The sequence below is a fragment of the Coleofasciculus sp. E2-BRE-01 genome, assembly GCF_040221695.1.
Taxonomy (GTDB): Bacteria; Cyanobacteriota; Cyanobacteriia; order Cyanobacteriales; family Coleofasciculaceae; genus Coleofasciculus.
Map to the genome: position 1 here is coordinate 1 of NZ_JAVKEA010000167.1, position 14,763 is coordinate 14,763.

General features: G+C 46.7%; 16 protein-coding genes. 7 read left to right on the forward strand and 9 right to left on the reverse strand.

Going from position 1 to position 14,763, the window contains the following annotated elements:
- Both RIG66_RS20565 and RIG66_RS20570 read left to right on the forward strand, forming a co-directional pair.
- The coding region (locus tag RIG66_RS20565; RefSeq protein WP_446380619.1) for a transposase at nt 1-128 on the forward strand (128 nt) is incomplete at its 5' end.
- Between the two features lie 154 nt (nt 129-282).
- The gene (locus RIG66_RS20570; protein WP_446380606.1) at nt 283-783 is read left to right on the forward strand and encodes a hypothetical protein; all 501 of its coding nucleotides are present in this window, start codon (nt 283-285) and stop codon (nt 781-783) included.
- Nucleotides 784-1,270: 487 nt separating this feature from the next.
- Here the strand turns inward: RIG66_RS20570 and RIG66_RS20575 are convergent, their stop codons facing one another.
- From RIG66_RS20575 to RIG66_RS20590, 4 genes are all read right to left on the reverse strand, one after another.
- The gene (locus tag RIG66_RS20575) at nt 1,271-1,708 is read right to left on the reverse strand and encodes a hypothetical protein (RefSeq protein ID WP_446380607.1); all 438 of its coding nucleotides are present in this window, start codon (nt 1,706-1,708) and stop codon (nt 1,271-1,273) included.
- 201 nt (nt 1,709-1,909) lie between these two features.
- On the reverse strand, nt 1,910-2,215 hold the full coding sequence (locus tag RIG66_RS20580; protein ID WP_446380608.1) for a hypothetical protein: 306 nt from the start codon (nt 2,213-2,215) through the stop codon (nt 1,910-1,912).
- 246 nt (nt 2,216-2,461) lie between these two features.
- Nucleotides 2,462-3,418 carry a GTPase Era gene (era, locus tag RIG66_RS20585; RefSeq protein ID WP_446380609.1) on the reverse strand — a complete coding sequence of 319 codons (957 nt, stop codon included), beginning with the start codon at nt 3,416-3,418 and terminating at the stop codon, nt 2,462-2,464.
- A 184-nt stretch (nt 3,419-3,602) separates the two neighbouring features.
- Entirely contained in the window at nt 3,603-4,730 is a 1,128-nt protein-coding gene (locus RIG66_RS20590) for a succinylglutamate desuccinylase (protein WP_446380610.1), read from the reverse strand.
- A 102-nt stretch (nt 4,731-4,832) separates the two neighbouring features.
- Between RIG66_RS20590 and aroC the strand changes: the two genes are divergently transcribed.
- The 5 genes from aroC to argZ all read left to right on the forward strand — a co-directional run bounded on the left by aroC (nt 4,833) and on the right by argZ (nt 9,905).
- Nucleotides 4,833-5,927 carry a chorismate synthase gene (gene aroC / locus RIG66_RS20595; protein WP_446380611.1) on the forward strand — a complete coding sequence of 365 codons (1,095 nt, stop codon included), beginning with the start codon at nt 4,833-4,835 and terminating at the stop codon, nt 5,925-5,927.
- A 7-nt stretch (nt 5,928-5,934) separates the two neighbouring features.
- A complete protein-coding gene (locus tag RIG66_RS20600; protein WP_446380612.1) occupies nt 5,935-6,783 on the forward strand; it encodes an MBL fold metallo-hydrolase in 849 nt (282 codons plus the stop codon).
- A 226-nt stretch (nt 6,784-7,009) separates the two neighbouring features.
- Nucleotides 7,010-7,240 (forward strand): antitoxin, encoded by a 231-nt coding sequence (locus RIG66_RS20605; protein WP_446380613.1) that lies wholly within the window; start codon nt 7,010-7,012, stop codon nt 7,238-7,240.
- 69 nt (nt 7,241-7,309) lie between these two features.
- Nucleotides 7,310-7,636, forward strand: a complete 327-nt coding sequence (locus RIG66_RS20610; RefSeq protein ID WP_446363093.1) for a type II toxin-antitoxin system VapC family toxin — start codon at nt 7,310-7,312, stop codon at nt 7,634-7,636.
- 160 nt (nt 7,637-7,796) lie between these two features.
- Nucleotides 7,797-9,905 carry a bifunctional arginine dihydrolase/ornithine cyclodeaminase gene (argZ, locus tag RIG66_RS20615; RefSeq protein WP_446380614.1) on the forward strand — a complete coding sequence of 703 codons (2,109 nt, stop codon included), beginning with the start codon at nt 7,797-7,799 and terminating at the stop codon, nt 9,903-9,905.
- A 213-nt stretch (nt 9,906-10,118) separates the two neighbouring features.
- On the opposite strand, the gene RIG66_RS20620 is transcribed toward argZ, so the two are convergent.
- The 5 genes from RIG66_RS20620 to RIG66_RS20640 form a co-directional block, all read right to left on the reverse strand.
- Nucleotides 10,119-10,700, reverse strand: coding sequence for a chorismate--pyruvate lyase family protein (locus RIG66_RS20620; protein WP_446380615.1), 582 nt, complete (start codon nt 10,698-10,700; stop codon nt 10,119-10,121).
- 289 nt (nt 10,701-10,989) lie between these two features.
- On the reverse strand, nt 10,990-11,850 hold the full coding sequence (locus RIG66_RS20625) for an SDR family oxidoreductase (RefSeq protein ID WP_446349482.1): 861 nt from the start codon (nt 11,848-11,850) through the stop codon (nt 10,990-10,992).
- A gap of 267 nt (nt 11,851-12,117) precedes the next feature.
- Nucleotides 12,118-13,146 (reverse strand): hemerythrin domain-containing protein, encoded by a 1,029-nt coding sequence (locus RIG66_RS20630; RefSeq protein WP_446380616.1) that lies wholly within the window; start codon nt 13,144-13,146, stop codon nt 12,118-12,120.
- Between the two features lie 438 nt (nt 13,147-13,584).
- Complete coding sequence (locus RIG66_RS20635; RefSeq protein WP_446380617.1) at nt 13,585-14,535, reverse strand: S-layer homology domain-containing protein; 951 nt, start codon at nt 14,533-14,535, stop codon at nt 13,585-13,587.
- Nucleotides 14,486-14,763 (reverse strand): hypothetical protein (locus RIG66_RS20640; RefSeq protein ID WP_446380618.1); only part of this gene is annotated, 278 nt, incomplete at its 5' end. The genes RIG66_RS20640 and RIG66_RS20635, both read right to left, overlap by 50 nt.

Consider the following 14,763-nt stretch of genomic DNA (forward strand, 5'->3'; position numbering starts at 1 on the left):
GAGTCGTTGAAGGAGTTAACAATAAGCTGAAACTATTAAAACGGTGTGGATTTGGCTTCAGGAACTTTAATAATTTTACAATACGCGCTTTACTTCTGTGGCATTATCCTAACAGTTTAGCACACTAAGTCCGGAAGACCCGGTTGGGAGAGGGGCTGGGGGTGAGGGCTTGCATGGGAGAGGGGTTAATGTCAACCCATAAATCCGGTTAAAATAAAAGAAACCTTGCCCTCTTCAACAATAGCCAGGGCAACGGGAATCTTCACATCAGGAAACACAACCATGCCCTATCAAAATATTAGTGCCAGCCTCTCAGACACCGATATCGAAGAAATCAACACCGCCTTACAAACCATCGAACAGAAGCTACCCTTTCTAATTAACCTTAGCCCCAAAGAACGCCATGATCTGTATAAAATGGGCGATAAAAGTTTAGCCTTTGTCAACAATAGCCTCAACGCCGCCCAATCTAACCCTGGCATTCTCCCCGCCAACTTCAGCACCGAGGAATTCGAGCGCGACTATCAACTGGCGTTGCGTCTTTCCGAGTTACTCATCCGACTCGAGCAACTGACAGAAAAGGTGGATGATACCCTGATAGCCGTGGGGAGTGAAGCCATGAAAAGCAGCCTAACCGTTTATGACTACGTGAAAATGGCATCGAAAACCACACCAGGATTAAAAAGCGTGGCGGAGCAGTTAAAAGAACGCTTTAAAGGGGTGAAAACAAGAGGGAATGGGAGTTCATCAGGGGAGGAGTCAAACGCTGAGAGTGATGAATGACGCTCTGAGCGTGGTGAGGGGACACTCTGAGCCTCGCGGGAGACACTCTAAGCGTGGTGGGAGGACACTCTGAGCCTCGCGGATGACACTCCGAGCGTGCTGGGAGGACACTCTGAGCGTGGCGGATGACACTCCGAGCGTGGTGAGGGGACGCTCTGAGCGTGGCGGATGACACTCCGAGCGTAGTGGGGGGACACTCTGAGCGTGGCGGATGACACTCCAAGCGTCGTCGAGGAGTCTCAAGGCGACAAAGTTTACCCGAACAAACCAAAGAGCAAGGCTTCAAGCCTCAACTCCCCTCTTGCTCCCCTCTCCCAAGCTTGGGAGAGGGGCTGGGGGTGAGGGCTGACAGGGGGTGAGGGCTGACAGGGGGTGAGGGCTGACAGGGGGTGAGGGCTGACAGGAGGTGAGGGCTGACTGGGGGTGAGGGCTGGCGTAGCACGTCAGGAAAGGGCGCACACCATTTGAGGGCGCACGCCATGCGCCCCTACTTGCCCGGTAAAGACTTGGAATCGGACGGTTCTGTATATTGACAGAAAATATTTAACCCAATCTTGAGAATATACAATACCACCACGGTAGCGATCGCGGGATCAAGGGGAAATCCGGCTAACCCCACCAAATACACAATTAATCCCGTCAGCAAGGGTGTACTTCCGGGATTCTTGGTATATTCCTGTACCTTGGTGCGAAAGCTATCATCGCCACACAACTCCTGACGCAACTGGTTCAGTGTCACCTCCCACAGGGATTTGTCGGGAAAATCCAGGATTGTATCATATTTCTGAAAATACAGTTCCTCAAAGGATGCCTCAATATCCCCATTATGGTCTTTGAGAAGTGCGATCGCGTCCTGGGCTGGATCATCGTTAGGTAAAATTGCTTGATAGGAATTCAGTTCTGAGGAGGTAAGTTGAGTATTCATACTGTCTACACAGGCTCAATCAGGGACGCAATACTAAGTCTGGCAATATAGGGAGATCATGATCTGGTATTGATTGTAGCCTGAGACATTCATGAGTGCGATCGCCTGGGCTTAGAGGTAGAATTAGACGCGATCGCGTGGGGTTAAAGGTATCACCACCTGTGCGTTAGCGCTTCTGGTTTCAATGTTTATTTTTTTGCTCTAGTTAACAGGCGAATCATCTACCGGATCAGGCTGAGAATTCGGTGGCTCAATACCCTCAATCTCTAAAGGGGTTTCACTATCAGCCGTTGGATTCACATCCAGTAGCGGCTCCGTTTCAGATTCTTGTTGCAGGCTTTCCTCCGCTTCCGGATTGTCTTCCTGGAGAGTGCGAATTTCTCGCTCTAATTGCTCCCATCCCTGCTCGAAAAATTCTTGAGTGGGAGTTCTGGCTTGAACCATTGCTCCACTCGTTATGCCGATTGTGGTGAGAATTGTAGTCAGTATAACAATTGTGAATTTCATTGCGATCGCCTTCCTTAAATTACTGTTGTAGAATGCCGAGTCTGAAACTCTGCCAGCCTCACCCTGAATCTATAAGAGTTAGAAAAACTTGCCCCACTTCAGAACGGTAAATCTACTGCTCTTAGCTTGACGTATATTTCTCTTTATGGTATATATTTTAGCCTAAGTTTCAGGAACATGTCTGAAAACCGTTTCCAGAAGAAAGAAGATGCAGAAGTTGTAGAGACGTTGCATGCAAAGTATCTACTATTCCTCCAACCGATACCCCAACTCTGCTAATCTCAGACGAGATTGTCGCCACTTAGGTTGCACTTTCACAAATAATTCTAAATAAACTTTACCTGCAATTAACTTTTGAATTTGCTGACGCGCCGCCGAACCAATGCTTTTCAGCATACTGCCCTTTTTGCCAATTAAAATTCCTTTTTGCGACTCCCGTTCAACATGAATCGTGGCGAGGATGCGGGTAATTTTAGGTTCTTCCTCAACAGCATCAATGGTAATCGCGACGGAATGGGGAACTTCCTGGCGAGTCAACAGCAGAATTTGCTCTCGAATTAATTCTCCCATAATAAAACGTTCGGGTTGATCGGTGACTAAGTTCGGCGGATAATAATAGGGACCTGATTCTAGCCGCTCAATTAACTGTTCCTGCAAGGTTGCCAACCCGTCACCCGTCAAGGCAGAGAATTTTGTCACCTGCCAATTGTGGGGATCTGCCAGTTGATGATACCCTTCATCTAAGCCTTTCCCTGGCGATTGTAAATCTGATTTGTTAATGCCCAGAATTACAGGTGTTGAGGTTTGGGTGAGTAGATTACTAATATAGCGATCGCCTCCTCCTGTGGGTGTCGCTCCATCTACGACAAACAGCACCACATCCACTGCTTCAATAGCAATCCTAGCATTTTGCACCAACACTTTCCCCAATTGATGATGGGGCTTGTGAATTCCTGGCGTATCCACAAAAATCAGTTGGGCATTGTCTGTCGTCAGAATCCCCTGCAAGCGGTTGCGAGTGGTTTGGGCGACGGGGGAGGTGATGGCAATTTTCTGCCCCACCAATTCATTCATTAACGTCGATTTGCCCACATTCGGGCGTCCAATGATACCGACAAAGCCAGATTTAAATCCCTCTGGGGCTTGAGGAATCATTACGGCGTCTGCGTCGGGAATTAAGGTGAAATTGTTACTGTCTTCCATATTTATAATTTTATATTGTAGGGGCGGGTTTAGGGACTAAATTAACCTATTCACCGATAACCCAACAACAAAACCCGCCCTCCTCACCGATAACCCAACAACAAAACCCGCCCTCCCCACCGATAACCCAACAACAAAATCCGCCCTTTCTCACCAATAACGGAACAACAACATCTATCTTTATCTACATAATTGATAAAACATACTCCCCTTCATTAACCGCATAATTCTTGGCAACGCTAAACACCAAACCATCGGATTCAGCCTGAACGTCAATTATTTGAGGTAAACCCCCTTTTCGATTAAAACTTAGTAATTGATACAAAGGCTGCTCAGCTTGAATTTGACTGCCCAACGGAACTCGTGATTGAATCATTCCCCCGACTGGAGCATAGTACGGCTTAATTTGGCTTTTTATGGTAAAGTTAACGGATTGAGAGGTTGTCTTCTCTAAGGGCAAATCTGGACAATCGACCAGTTGTTTTTGTGCCAAATAATTTTTGATCCCCAGAACTCCTTTTTTTACCGAGTCGGGATTCATTTCCATCCCCGAACCCAGTTCGAGTGTCCAAGACTCGACATCAAACTGAATCGCTTTATCCAAAGCGGCTAATTGCTTCTCCAATGCCAACCACGGCTTCATAAAAGCTTCGTCAAAGGCATCACCATCATATTCATTCATTAAAATTCCGCGATCCAAGAGAAAAGCTTTGGCACTTTCCTCACGACTCTGGAAACAATACAAATAATCAATCGCCTGATTGGTGGAACTATGAATATCAATCACATAGTTAGCATCTAAACAGAGGGATTGAAGCTGATAGCGATAGCGTTCAGTAAAAGGAAGTCCGCTAGGAGACTGAAGTTCATCCAAATGTTGCTCAAAGCTGGATTGAATGCGTTCTAAATAATTGCGGCGGATTTCTTCAGGAGAGTGATGCACCTGAACTTTAGCAAACTCAGTTAAATCTTCGTCTTCTTTTTCGTAATCCAAAAATATCCGATTCCAATCTTTACCATCGTAGGGATTAAAGCGCCCAGTGGCAAAGAAGTGATTTCGCTGGTTAGTACCGATGGGATTACAGACAGGAACTAGCCAAATTTCTCCAGTGAGTTGACTATCCTCTAAGTGGCTGAAAAACTCAATCAGTTGGTGAATGACAGCATTGCCAACAATTTCTGAACCATGGAGATTGGCTTGAATGTATGCCTTTTTCCCAGGATTAGCGCCCATAAACTTATAGACTTGAATCGAGAGGCGATCGCCTGAAGCAAGATGCTGAATCGGAATTGTGGTAACGGTGGGAACCATAGGGATTGGGTACAGGAAAGTATGAGGGCTAGGGTGTAGGGTGGGCGGAGACGACTAAATCGTTGCTAACATAAGAATCTTAACGGCATCATCTCGATCATTATGGGCAATAGTTTCGGGCATCTGTTTCGGATTACGACTTATGGGGAATCCCACGGCGGCGGTGTCGGTGTGGTGATTGATGGATGTCCACCCCAATTGGAGATTTCCGCCGCAGAGATTCAGTTTGAACTCGATCGCAGGCGTCCGGGACAAAGCAAGATTACCACCCCGCGCAAGGAAACCGATACCTGTGAAATTCTATCGGGCGTCTTTGAAGGGAAAACCTTGGGGACTTCCATTTCTATCTTTGTCCCCAACAAAGATACTCGCCCCCAAGATTACTCAGAGATGGCGGTTAAATATCGCCCATCCCACGCTGATGCCACCTATGATGCTAAATATGGGATTCGCAATTGGCAGGGCGGTGGACGTTCCTCAGCACGGGAAACCATTGGTCGAGTTGCAGCGGGTGCGATCGCCAAAAAAATCCTTAAACAGGTTGCCAATGTGGACATTGTTGGCTATGTTAAACGCATTCATGATTTAGAAGGCATCGTTGATCCCCACACCATCACTCTGGAACAGGTTGAAAGTAATATCGTCCGTTGTCCTGATAGTGAATGCGCCCAACGAATGATAGAAAAAATCGAGTTAATCCGGCGTGAAGGGGATTCCATTGGTGGGGTCGTCGAATGTGTCGCCCGCAATGTGCCAAAAGGACTAGGAGAACCCGTCTTTGATAAGCTAGAAGCAGATCTCGCTAAAGGGATGATGTCTCTACCCGCTAGCAAAGGCTTTGAGATTGGGTCTGGCTTTGCCGGAACCTTACTCACGGGTTCTGAACATAATGATGAATTCTATCTCGATGATACGGGAACGGTGCGGACGACAACCAACCGTTCTGGTGGCATTCAGGGAGGTATCACAAACGGAGAATCGATTATTTTGCGAGTGGCGTTTAAGCCCACTGCTACTATACGAAAAGAACAGCGTACAGTGACCAGTACCGGTGAAGAAACAATACTAGCAGCCAAAGGGCGTCACGACCCTTGCGTCTTGCCCAGGGCTGTGCCTATGGTAGAAGCAATGGTCGCCTTAGTATTATGTGATCACCTACTGCGTCATCAGGGTCAGTGCCATACATTAAAGCCTTAAAATTCCGATGGAAAGCAGTCCTTCCTCTGAGTTCGTTGTCCAATTCTGGGGCGTGCGGGGTAGTATTCCCTCCCCCGGCAAAGAAACCATTCGCTACGGCGGGAACACCTCCTGTGTGGAGATGCGTATCGCCGACAAACGCCTAATTTTTGATGGGGGTACCGGTATCCGGATGTTGGGTAAGAATCTCAAGCCCCAACTCCCCATTGAAGCCTATTGGTTTTTTACCCATTATCACTGGGATCATATTCAGGGCGTACCCTTTTTTGACCCCGCTTTTATCGAGGGTAATCTGTTGCATATTCATGGCGCTGCACCAGATGGGGTGTCGATGCAGCAACATTTCAAAGAACGGGTATTGCATTTGAATTCGCCGGTGCCGAAACGAGAGATTCAGGCGGATTTGAAGTTCTATGACTTGATCTGTGGCGATACCATGACCCTAGGGGATATTACCATTGAAACCAGCCCCCTAAATCATCCCAATGGCGCGATGGGGTATCGGGTAAGTTGGCAAGGACGTTCTGCGGTCTATTGTACCGATACCGAACATTATCCGGATCACTTGGATGAAAATGTACTGAATTTAGCTCGTGATGCGGATATCCTGATTTACGATGCCATGTACACTGACCAAGAATACCACAATCCCAAGTCGCCTAAGGTAGGTTGGGGACATTCAACCTGGCAAGAAGGGGTAAAACTCGCCAAAGCCGCCGGGGTTAAACAACTGGCAATCTTTCACCACGAACCGAATCATAACGATGATATGCTTGATGAAATTGCCATCGAGGTAAAAAGCGCTTGTGAAGGGTCGTTTTTGGCAAAGGAAGGACTCATTATTCCGCTCATTTAGAACACCAGTCCCGCCATCGAAATCGATGCTAGAACCACAGCTTCTGTAAAGCCAACTGTCCCTTCTGTACGGCTAAAGAATGTCCCTTGAATGGGACTATCAATTTACCTGTGTTGATGTGCTACAGCTTTAAACTCCTCGATGCCGTTCCGCTGGGATACTGGATTGCTTCACCAGGGAAGTATTTGCTATAAGCAGTGGTATATCCTTATATATGGAGTCCCCAATGGAAACGGCAAAGCTGTTTATGAGTGGCAATAGTCAGGCGGTGCGCTTGCCCAAGAGTTATCGCTTTTCTGGGGATGAAGTGGTAATTAAACGATTGGGTAATGGGGTTGTCCTGCTTCCCAAGGAAGACCCCTGGCAGGTCATGTTTGATGCCCTTCAAGATTTCCCAGTGGATCTCCAGCTTGAGCGCGATCAATCACTCCCTGTGGAGCGAGAACCAATTGTATGAAAATTTTGCTGGATACGGATATCTGTATTTATGTGATTAACCGCCCCAAACCCCAAACCCCTAGAACGGTTGCGCTTATATTCCATTGGTGAAGTTGGCATATCGGCAATTACCTATGCTGAGTTACGCTTTGGGGTTGAAAATAGTGCCCGCCCCGAAGAAAATATTGACCGATTGGAACGTTTTCTACTGCCTCTGGAAATTATGCCATTTGATATGGCAGCAGGGCTTTGCTACGGACGACTACGGACTGAACTCAAACGAGTTGGCTTGCTTATTGGCAACAACGATCTGTTGATTGCCAGCCATGCCCTGAGCCTGAATGTTGCGATCGCAACGAATAATGTGCGTGAATTTAGCCGCGTGCCAGGTCTTCAGGTTGAACAGTGGATATAACCTAGCAGAAGAGGTTGACAAAAGTTGATTGGGTATGACGACTGGAGAGGCGATCGCGTGTTCCCTAATCCAGCACTATACCTAATGTGGGTTGTCCTTTGAAAATCCGATAGGATAGGAAATTGGTCTATTGTAAGCGTCTACCCATTAAAAATTGATTATGACTGATTCGATTCGCTTTCTCATGTGCGCTCCAGACCACTACGACGTGGACTATGTGATTAATCCCTGGATGGAAGGGAATATTCATAAGTCCTCGCGCGATCGCGCCGTCGAACAGTGGCACAAGTTGCACCATGTCCTCAAAGATCATGCGATCGTGGATTTGGTGAACCCGGAAAAAGGGTGGCCCGATATGGTGTTTACGGCAAATGCGGGGCTGGTTCTCGGTAAAAATGTTGTCCTGAGTCGCTTCTTACATAAAGAACGCCAGGGTGAGGAACCCCATTTCAAGGAGTGGTTTGAAGCCCAAGGCTACACTGTCTACGAACTCCCCAAAGAACTCCCCTTTGAAGGCGCAGGGGATGCCCTCCTGGATCGAGAAGGGCGTTGGTTATGGGCGGGCTACGGCTTCCGTTCGGAATTGGATTCTCACCCCTATCTGGCAAAATGGCTTGATATTGAAGTCGTCTCCCTGCGACTCACCGATGAGCGCTTCTATCACCTGGATACCTGTTTCTGTCCCCTGACGGGCGGCTATTTACTCTACTATCCCCCCGCCTTTGATGCGTACTCCAATCGCTTAATTGAGATGCGAGTCGCACCGGAAAAACGTATCGCCTTGGAAGAAGCGGATGCCGTGAACTTCGCCTGCAATGCGGTGAATGTTGACCAAGTTGTGGTGATGAACAAAGTGAGTGATCGCCTGAAGCAACGGTTGGCTGAGGCAGGGTTTAGAGTGGTTGAAACCCCCCTGACGGAATTCCTCAAAGCGGGTGGCGCGGCGAAATGCTTGACCCTGCGGGTAACTGAACCGGTTCGTACTGAACTCCATGCGAATGTCCAGGTAGAAAGTCGCACCATTCGCCTAGAAGGGCATTTGTTAGACTCTGGACTGATCAGTCGGGCGTTAGATTTGATTGTGGAAACGGGCGGTAGCTTCCAGGTTCTCAACTTCGACTTGGGTGTCCAACGGCAAAGTACCTCCAGCGCTGAAATTCGTGTCTCTGCACCTTCCCATGATGTGATGGAAGAGGTGATGAGCCAACTGATTGAGTTGGGTGCTGTCGCTCCCGCCCAAGAGGTGTGTGACGCCAATCTCGAACCCGTGATTCAATCAGGTGTAGCGCCGGATGACTTTTATGTCTCCACGATTTATCCCACAGAAGTCCGGATTAAGGGTGAGTGGGTGAAAGTCCAAAATCAGCGCATGGATGGGGCAATTGCGATCACCCAGATGGACTCCCAGCCTATCGCTCGCTGTAAAATCCTACGGGATCTAGACGTCGGTGAACAGGTGGTTGTCGGTGTAGAAGGAATCCGCACCGTTCACAAGCCGAAAACCCGTGAACAGCGTGGGAGTGAAGAATTTAGCTTCATGGGCGCGGGCGTCTCTAGTGAACGCCGAGTGGAATTAATTGTCGAGCAAATTGCCTGGGAATTGCGCCAAATTCGCGATCAAGGCGGTAAAGTGATTGTCACCGCCGGTCCAGTGGTGATTCACACGGGCGGTTCTCAACATTTATCCCGTCTGATTCGCCAAGGATATGTGCAGGCGTTGTTGGGCGGTAATGCGATCGCGGTTCATGATATTGAGCAATCCCTGATGGGAACCTCGTTGGGTGTGGATATGAAACGGGGTGTCCCGGTGCGGGGTGGACATCGCCACCATCTCAAGGTGATTAATACCATCCGTCGTTATGGCAGCATTGCTGGTGCTGTGGAGAAAGGGGCATTGACAAAAGGGATTATGTATGAATGTGTGACACATAACGTTCCCTTTTCCCTAGCCGGTTCCATTCGCGATGATGGACCCCTACCGGATACCCAGATGGATTTAATTAAAGCCCAAGCCGACTATGCCAAACTGCTGGAAGGGGCGGACATGATTTTGATGCTATCCACGATGCTGCACTCCATTGGGGTAGGAAATATGACGCCAGCCGGGGTGAAAATGGTGTGTGTGGATATTAATCCAGCCGTTGTTACCAAGTTAAGCGATCGCGGTTCCTTAGAATCCGTGGGTGTGGTAACAGATGTGGGCTTATTCCTGAGTTTGTTGGTACAGCAGTTGGATAAGTTGACCAGCCCTTATCAACAATCAGCGTAATCGATTGGGCGGTTAGAAACCGCAGCTACACAAACGAAACCCGCCTGCGCGGGTTTCCACAGCCCTAGAGAACTGATGAAAATTATCCTTCATTTTTTTATTAATGTAGGGGTTCAAAGTCTTAGTTAGTAAGCTTTAGCTTACTTTAGCTTGGGTTCCGGAAATTTATTTCCTGGCTCTTAAGGTCAGCGTCAGGCATCAACAGTAAAGCAATTATAAACTATTGAGGAAATAACGTTCCGGAAACTTTTCTGTAATCATCATTACAGGTTTACCATTGGTAAATACGCGATAAGTTCGAGAAAGCAAATTGTCACTCGCCTCAATGTTAAAATACTCCGCTAAACCCTGAGCCGGTTCTGTAGCAGAATCCAAAATTTCTTTGAAGGTTTCCACCTTTTGCTCCAACCAAATCTTACCAATTGGGGTTTTGGTTTTAAACAATTCGTGTCTAAAATGATCATCCAGGCGTTCGGGAACCAGGATGGATTCAGCGTAAATATAGTTTTTGCGACTAATCCGCCCTTGGAGTAAGATGCGTCTATCAATTACTTCTGTCCCCTCAGCTAATTCCATAGCCGGAAGCGATTTGGGAAGGTAAATGAGATTTTGGGTGATTTTGACAACCTGGATCTGTTCAAATAGATACGCTTCCAGAATATCAGTTAATGTGCCATCGGTGGTGAGTAAAATTCGCTGAAATGTACTCAATGTAGCGGGATTAATATGATGGCGCTCTAGAGACTGTTGCAAATCGTCTCGCATTAGGTGTTCGTTCGCTATCAATTGACTCATGGTGGCTGAACTCCTATTTCCCCTATCCAATTGGTTGAGTTAAAAACGCTAAAACTGAGGTAGCGTACACAGTTTGCGTTTTCTGAATTTTTGAATTTACATTTATTTACAACTAGAAATAATGTAGCACTCTTGCGACGATTTGACCACATAAGCCTAATTACGCATACTTCTACATTCTATCCAAGCAAGATCCCCGACTTTTTGGAGAAGTCAGGGATCTGTGTAGTGGCGTGGCACAGAATTGTAGGGACGCACCGACGTGCGCCCAATTTAACTGCCCCAATCTCTATGCACCAACAACCACACCACCGTTCGGATGTAGCACTTGACCCGCCATATAAGACGCATCTTGAGACGCTAAGAAAACGAAACTCGGTGCAACCTCCTTAGGTTGTCCTGGACGCTTCATCGGAACTTGTTGACCAAAACTTTCGACTTGCTCGCCCGGAAACGCATCTGGAATAAACGGTGTCCAGATTGGACCAGGTGCTACACCATTTACCCGGATTCCTTTCTTAATTAAAGGTTGAGAAATGGAACGAGTAAAGGCAAGGATAGCACCTTTTGTTGTAGAATAACTGAGCAAAGACGAGTTACCTTTATAGGCATTAATGGATGTCGTATTAATCACAGAACTCCCTGGTTCAAGGTGAGGTAACGCCGCCTTTGTGAAATAGAACATTGAGAAGATATTGGTCGCAAAGGTGCTACCTAATCGGGCTGAGTCAATTACCTCAATGCTCTCCTCTAGATATTGCTCCGCTGCATTATTGACCAGAATATCCAGCTTACCAAATTCATCAATTGTTTTCTGAACCGCTTCCTGGCAGAATTGTTCGTTGCGAATATCGCCAGCAATTAATAAACAACGACGACCATAAGATTCTACAGCTTTTTTCGTTTCTTGAGCATCTCCATGCTCGTCCAAATAAACAACTGCAACATCGGCTCCTTCTTTGGCGTAGAAAACCGCAACAGCGCGACCAATCCCGCTATCGCCGCCAGTAATTAAGGCGACTTTATCCCGTAACTTATCACTTCCTTTATAGTTAGGATCATCATATTCCGGCTTGGGTGTCATTTCTGACTCTAAGGCGGGTTTCCGCTCTTGGGATTGAGGGGGGATTTGATCCGGTGTAATTGTCATGATATAGCGATCCTATTTCAGTGGTGAATGTAAAGAAAACAGGGAACAGAATATTTCCCAAATGTATGTTATGTTCGTTCGTAGTAGGCACTTTAGTGGCTCAAGTGACTGTTGTCCCAGGGCGGGTTTTGTTGTTCAATTATCGGTGGATATTTGAATTGAGTCTCTAAACCCGCCCCTACGATTGTGCCCAAACCCGCCCCTAAAAAATTAATGCGTGACGTTTTACGACTGCTAAATGGGGTTGATCAACAGACACTATAGCACCTACATTTGGCTTTGCAATTTCTGCTTAGCTTCCTTAAATTGAGTTGCCATTTGTTCCCGTTGCTCTGACGAAAAATTCTTCCGCATGGAAGCGAACATCGTGCTTTCTTCTTGACGAGTGTGATCGCCGATCATGTCTTTCACCTGCTTCAGTTTAGACTTAAACTCAGATGAAGTGGGTCCCAGATTTTTCATCTCATTCAGAATCGTTTCTAACTGATCCTGCTCATCATAGAGTTCCTGAGTATCAGCATCGCCATAAAACGAACGAATTTGAGGATAGACGGCTTCTTCTTCTGCCTTAGCGTGAACAATTACATCCTTGTAGAGTTGTCCAAAAAACTCCTGGATGCGCTGTGGGTTATTGGTTCCTTTGATTTCACCAATTAAGGTTTTGACTTTTTGGTGATCCATGAAAATGACATCCATGATATCCATGTCAGACTTATCAGATGTCTGAGTCACAGCACTACCAATCGCACCCGTCATAGCAGCTACTGCATCTTGAACTCGTCCCCAAATCCCTTGTTCGGGTTCTTCACCGGTTAACTCTTGGGTGCCTAAATATTCCAACATGCCCTTGAGTCTTTCTTGATGCGCCCGGTTTTCAAAGTTGACCGAATTTAGGGGAGAAAGTGCTTCCTCGACATCTGCACCAGCGATTTGAGCTGCCTTATGAACCACAAGTCCTGACATGACTTGACCATGTTTTAGCAGTTCATGCTGAGCCATCTTTTCATAAAGACTCAGTTCAGAGCTTTTCATCATCTGCTCAGCTTGTTCAATCATTTTTTGAACTTTCTCTTTTGGCTCAGATTGAATTCCATACTGAGTGATAGTTGTTTCCAGAACGTCTAAGTTGTTCTGGTCATCCTCTAGCATATCTTCTAAGCGACCAAAAATCTCGTTATTTTTACAGTCGTTGATAAATTGCTGTTCATTTGCAATAATTAAATTCTGAATTGCCCGCATATCGGCAAGTTTTTCAGCAATGGCAGAGCGCTTAGCATCAGTAAGGGTAGCAACCATTTTATTGTGTTCTCCTTTCTACAATTTGTTTATTAACTGAGTAGCTTAATTGTGGGAATTAACTCGCCATTCAGATATACATAAGCTCGAAATCTTGAATAGACTTGTTTTTTGCCCAAGTCTACTCTGGCGTCTGCTTAAACGCAGCCTATCTTGATCAACGTCAAGGTTTAGCTTTGCAACTTCTATCTAAATAGCGTCAATACCTATCTACTCTACTCAAGTTTTAATCAATCGGATTAATTGACTCATTTCAGATTAGCTCTATTGCCAATAAAGATTAATCTATCTGAGGTTAGACTGATCCCTAATGCAATGGTTAACTCTTTAGCAGAAATTTTTAGGAAGATAACCAGTCGATTCAACTAAAGTACGTCTCTCGGTATAGGTTAAATTACTAGGTAAAAGCTAGGCGTAAGCGATACGGTAAAACCTGATTTATTGTTGTGAAGTTCTGTTTCTGGAAACCACCCTAGCTTGATGAAGCATCGCCGCAAGTTCAGCACGAGTAGCTGGTTTATTGGGATTGAGCAAATTTCCTTGAGGATAGCCAGTGACTAAACCCGCTTTTACCGCCGCCGCAACGTTGGCGATCGCATAATCGGGTATTTTGTTGCTATCTATGTACTGTTCTAAGGTTTTACTGGGTTCGGCTGGGGGTTTCAGGTTTAGGGCTTTAGCTAAGACAACTAATGCTTCAGCACGGGTGATCGGTTGGTTGGGACGAAATTTATGATCAGGATATCCAATGATTATTCCCGCTTTAGCCACCGCCTTAATCGCTTCATCACCCCAGTAATTTGGCGGTAAATCCTCAAAGGCGATCGCACGTTGCTTTGGTTTTGGCTCAAATACCTGCTGTAGCATAGCGGCTAACTCTCCACGGGTAGCAAATCGCTGCGGTTTAAATTCACCCTGGGGAAAACCCACCACAATATCCCCTGTCGCCAACGTTGCGATCGCTTTCTTTGCCCAAAAGTCATCTGGAACATCAGAAAATTCTACCGAGGGAGTCGGTGTCGTCGGCGTTGGAGTTACAGTTGGGGATAAGGTTTTCTCCGGCGCTGGAAGTGCTGGATCAGCTTGCATTCTCCCTTGCTCCCCTGCACCCTCGCTCCCCTGCACCTCAGCTTCCCGACGAGATGTTATCTCAGCATCCGATAACTCAGGAGTCGTCGGCGTGGGTTTAGTTGGCTTTGGGGATTCCGGTATTGAGTCAGGTTGAGGTGAGGGCGGGGACAATCCCAAATCTTGCAGAATTTGCTGCTTTTGTTCTTTACCCATCGCCCAATAGAAAATACCGCCAATCGTTGTCAATGTCACAAGAATCGCAATCCACTCATCCAAATCGAGAGGAGATGGGGGTTCTGGCGGAGAGGGAGGGGACATAGCGATCGCGTAACCCACGAAACATATAAGCTCTTACAGAAGATAAGCGATCTCGTCTGGATAATTCACTGTGCTTTTTGCGATGATCTGAGTGGATCAAGTCCTGCGATCGCACTCTATCTTTATCTAAAATAGGGCTTACAGATGGAGGGAGATGATACCTGATGACAACGGTAACAAGCCAGCCTAAAATTACCTGGGAGAAGCTACCCGATGATTTTCCCTTAC

Bases quoted from the DNA above. Each gene is read 5' to 3' on its own strand.
- RIG66_RS20620 (WP_446380615.1), bottom strand. From the start codon at position 10,700: ATGAGTCAATTGATAGCGAACGAACACCTAATGCGAGACGATTTGCAA.
- RIG66_RS20570 (WP_446380606.1), top strand. From the start codon at position 283: ATGCCCTATCAAAATATTAGTGCCAGCCTCTCAGACACCGATATCGAA.
- RIG66_RS20625 (WP_446349482.1), bottom strand. From the start codon at position 11,850: ATGACAATTACACCGGATCAAATCCCCCCTCAATCCCAAGAGCGGAAA.
- era (WP_446380609.1), bottom strand. From the start codon at position 3,418: ATGGAAGACAGTAACAATTTCACCTTAATTCCCGACGCAGACGCCGTA.
- RIG66_RS20580 (WP_446380608.1), bottom strand. From the start codon at position 2,215: ATGAAATTCACAATTGTTATACTGACTACAATTCTCACCACAATCGGC.
- RIG66_RS20590 (WP_446380610.1), bottom strand. From the start codon at position 4,730: ATGGTTCCCACCGTTACCACAATTCCGATTCAGCATCTTGCTTCAGGC.
- aroC (WP_446380611.1), top strand. From the start codon at position 4,833: ATGGGCAATAGTTTCGGGCATCTGTTTCGGATTACGACTTATGGGGAA.
- argZ (WP_446380614.1), top strand. From the start codon at position 7,797: ATGACTGATTCGATTCGCTTTCTCATGTGCGCTCCAGACCACTACGAC.
- RIG66_RS20635 (WP_446380617.1), bottom strand. From the start codon at position 14,535: ATGTCCCCTCCCTCTCCGCCAGAACCCCCATCTCCTCTCGATTTGGAT.
- RIG66_RS20600 (WP_446380612.1), top strand. From the start codon at position 5,935: ATGGAAAGCAGTCCTTCCTCTGAGTTCGTTGTCCAATTCTGGGGCGTG.
- RIG66_RS20630 (WP_446380616.1), bottom strand. From the start codon at position 13,146: ATGGTTGCTACCCTTACTGATGCTAAGCGCTCTGCCATTGCTGAAAAA.
- RIG66_RS20605 (WP_446380613.1), top strand. From the start codon at position 7,010: ATGGAAACGGCAAAGCTGTTTATGAGTGGCAATAGTCAGGCGGTGCGC.
- RIG66_RS20575 (WP_446380607.1), bottom strand. From the start codon at position 1,708: ATGAATACTCAACTTACCTCCTCAGAACTGAATTCCTATCAAGCAATT.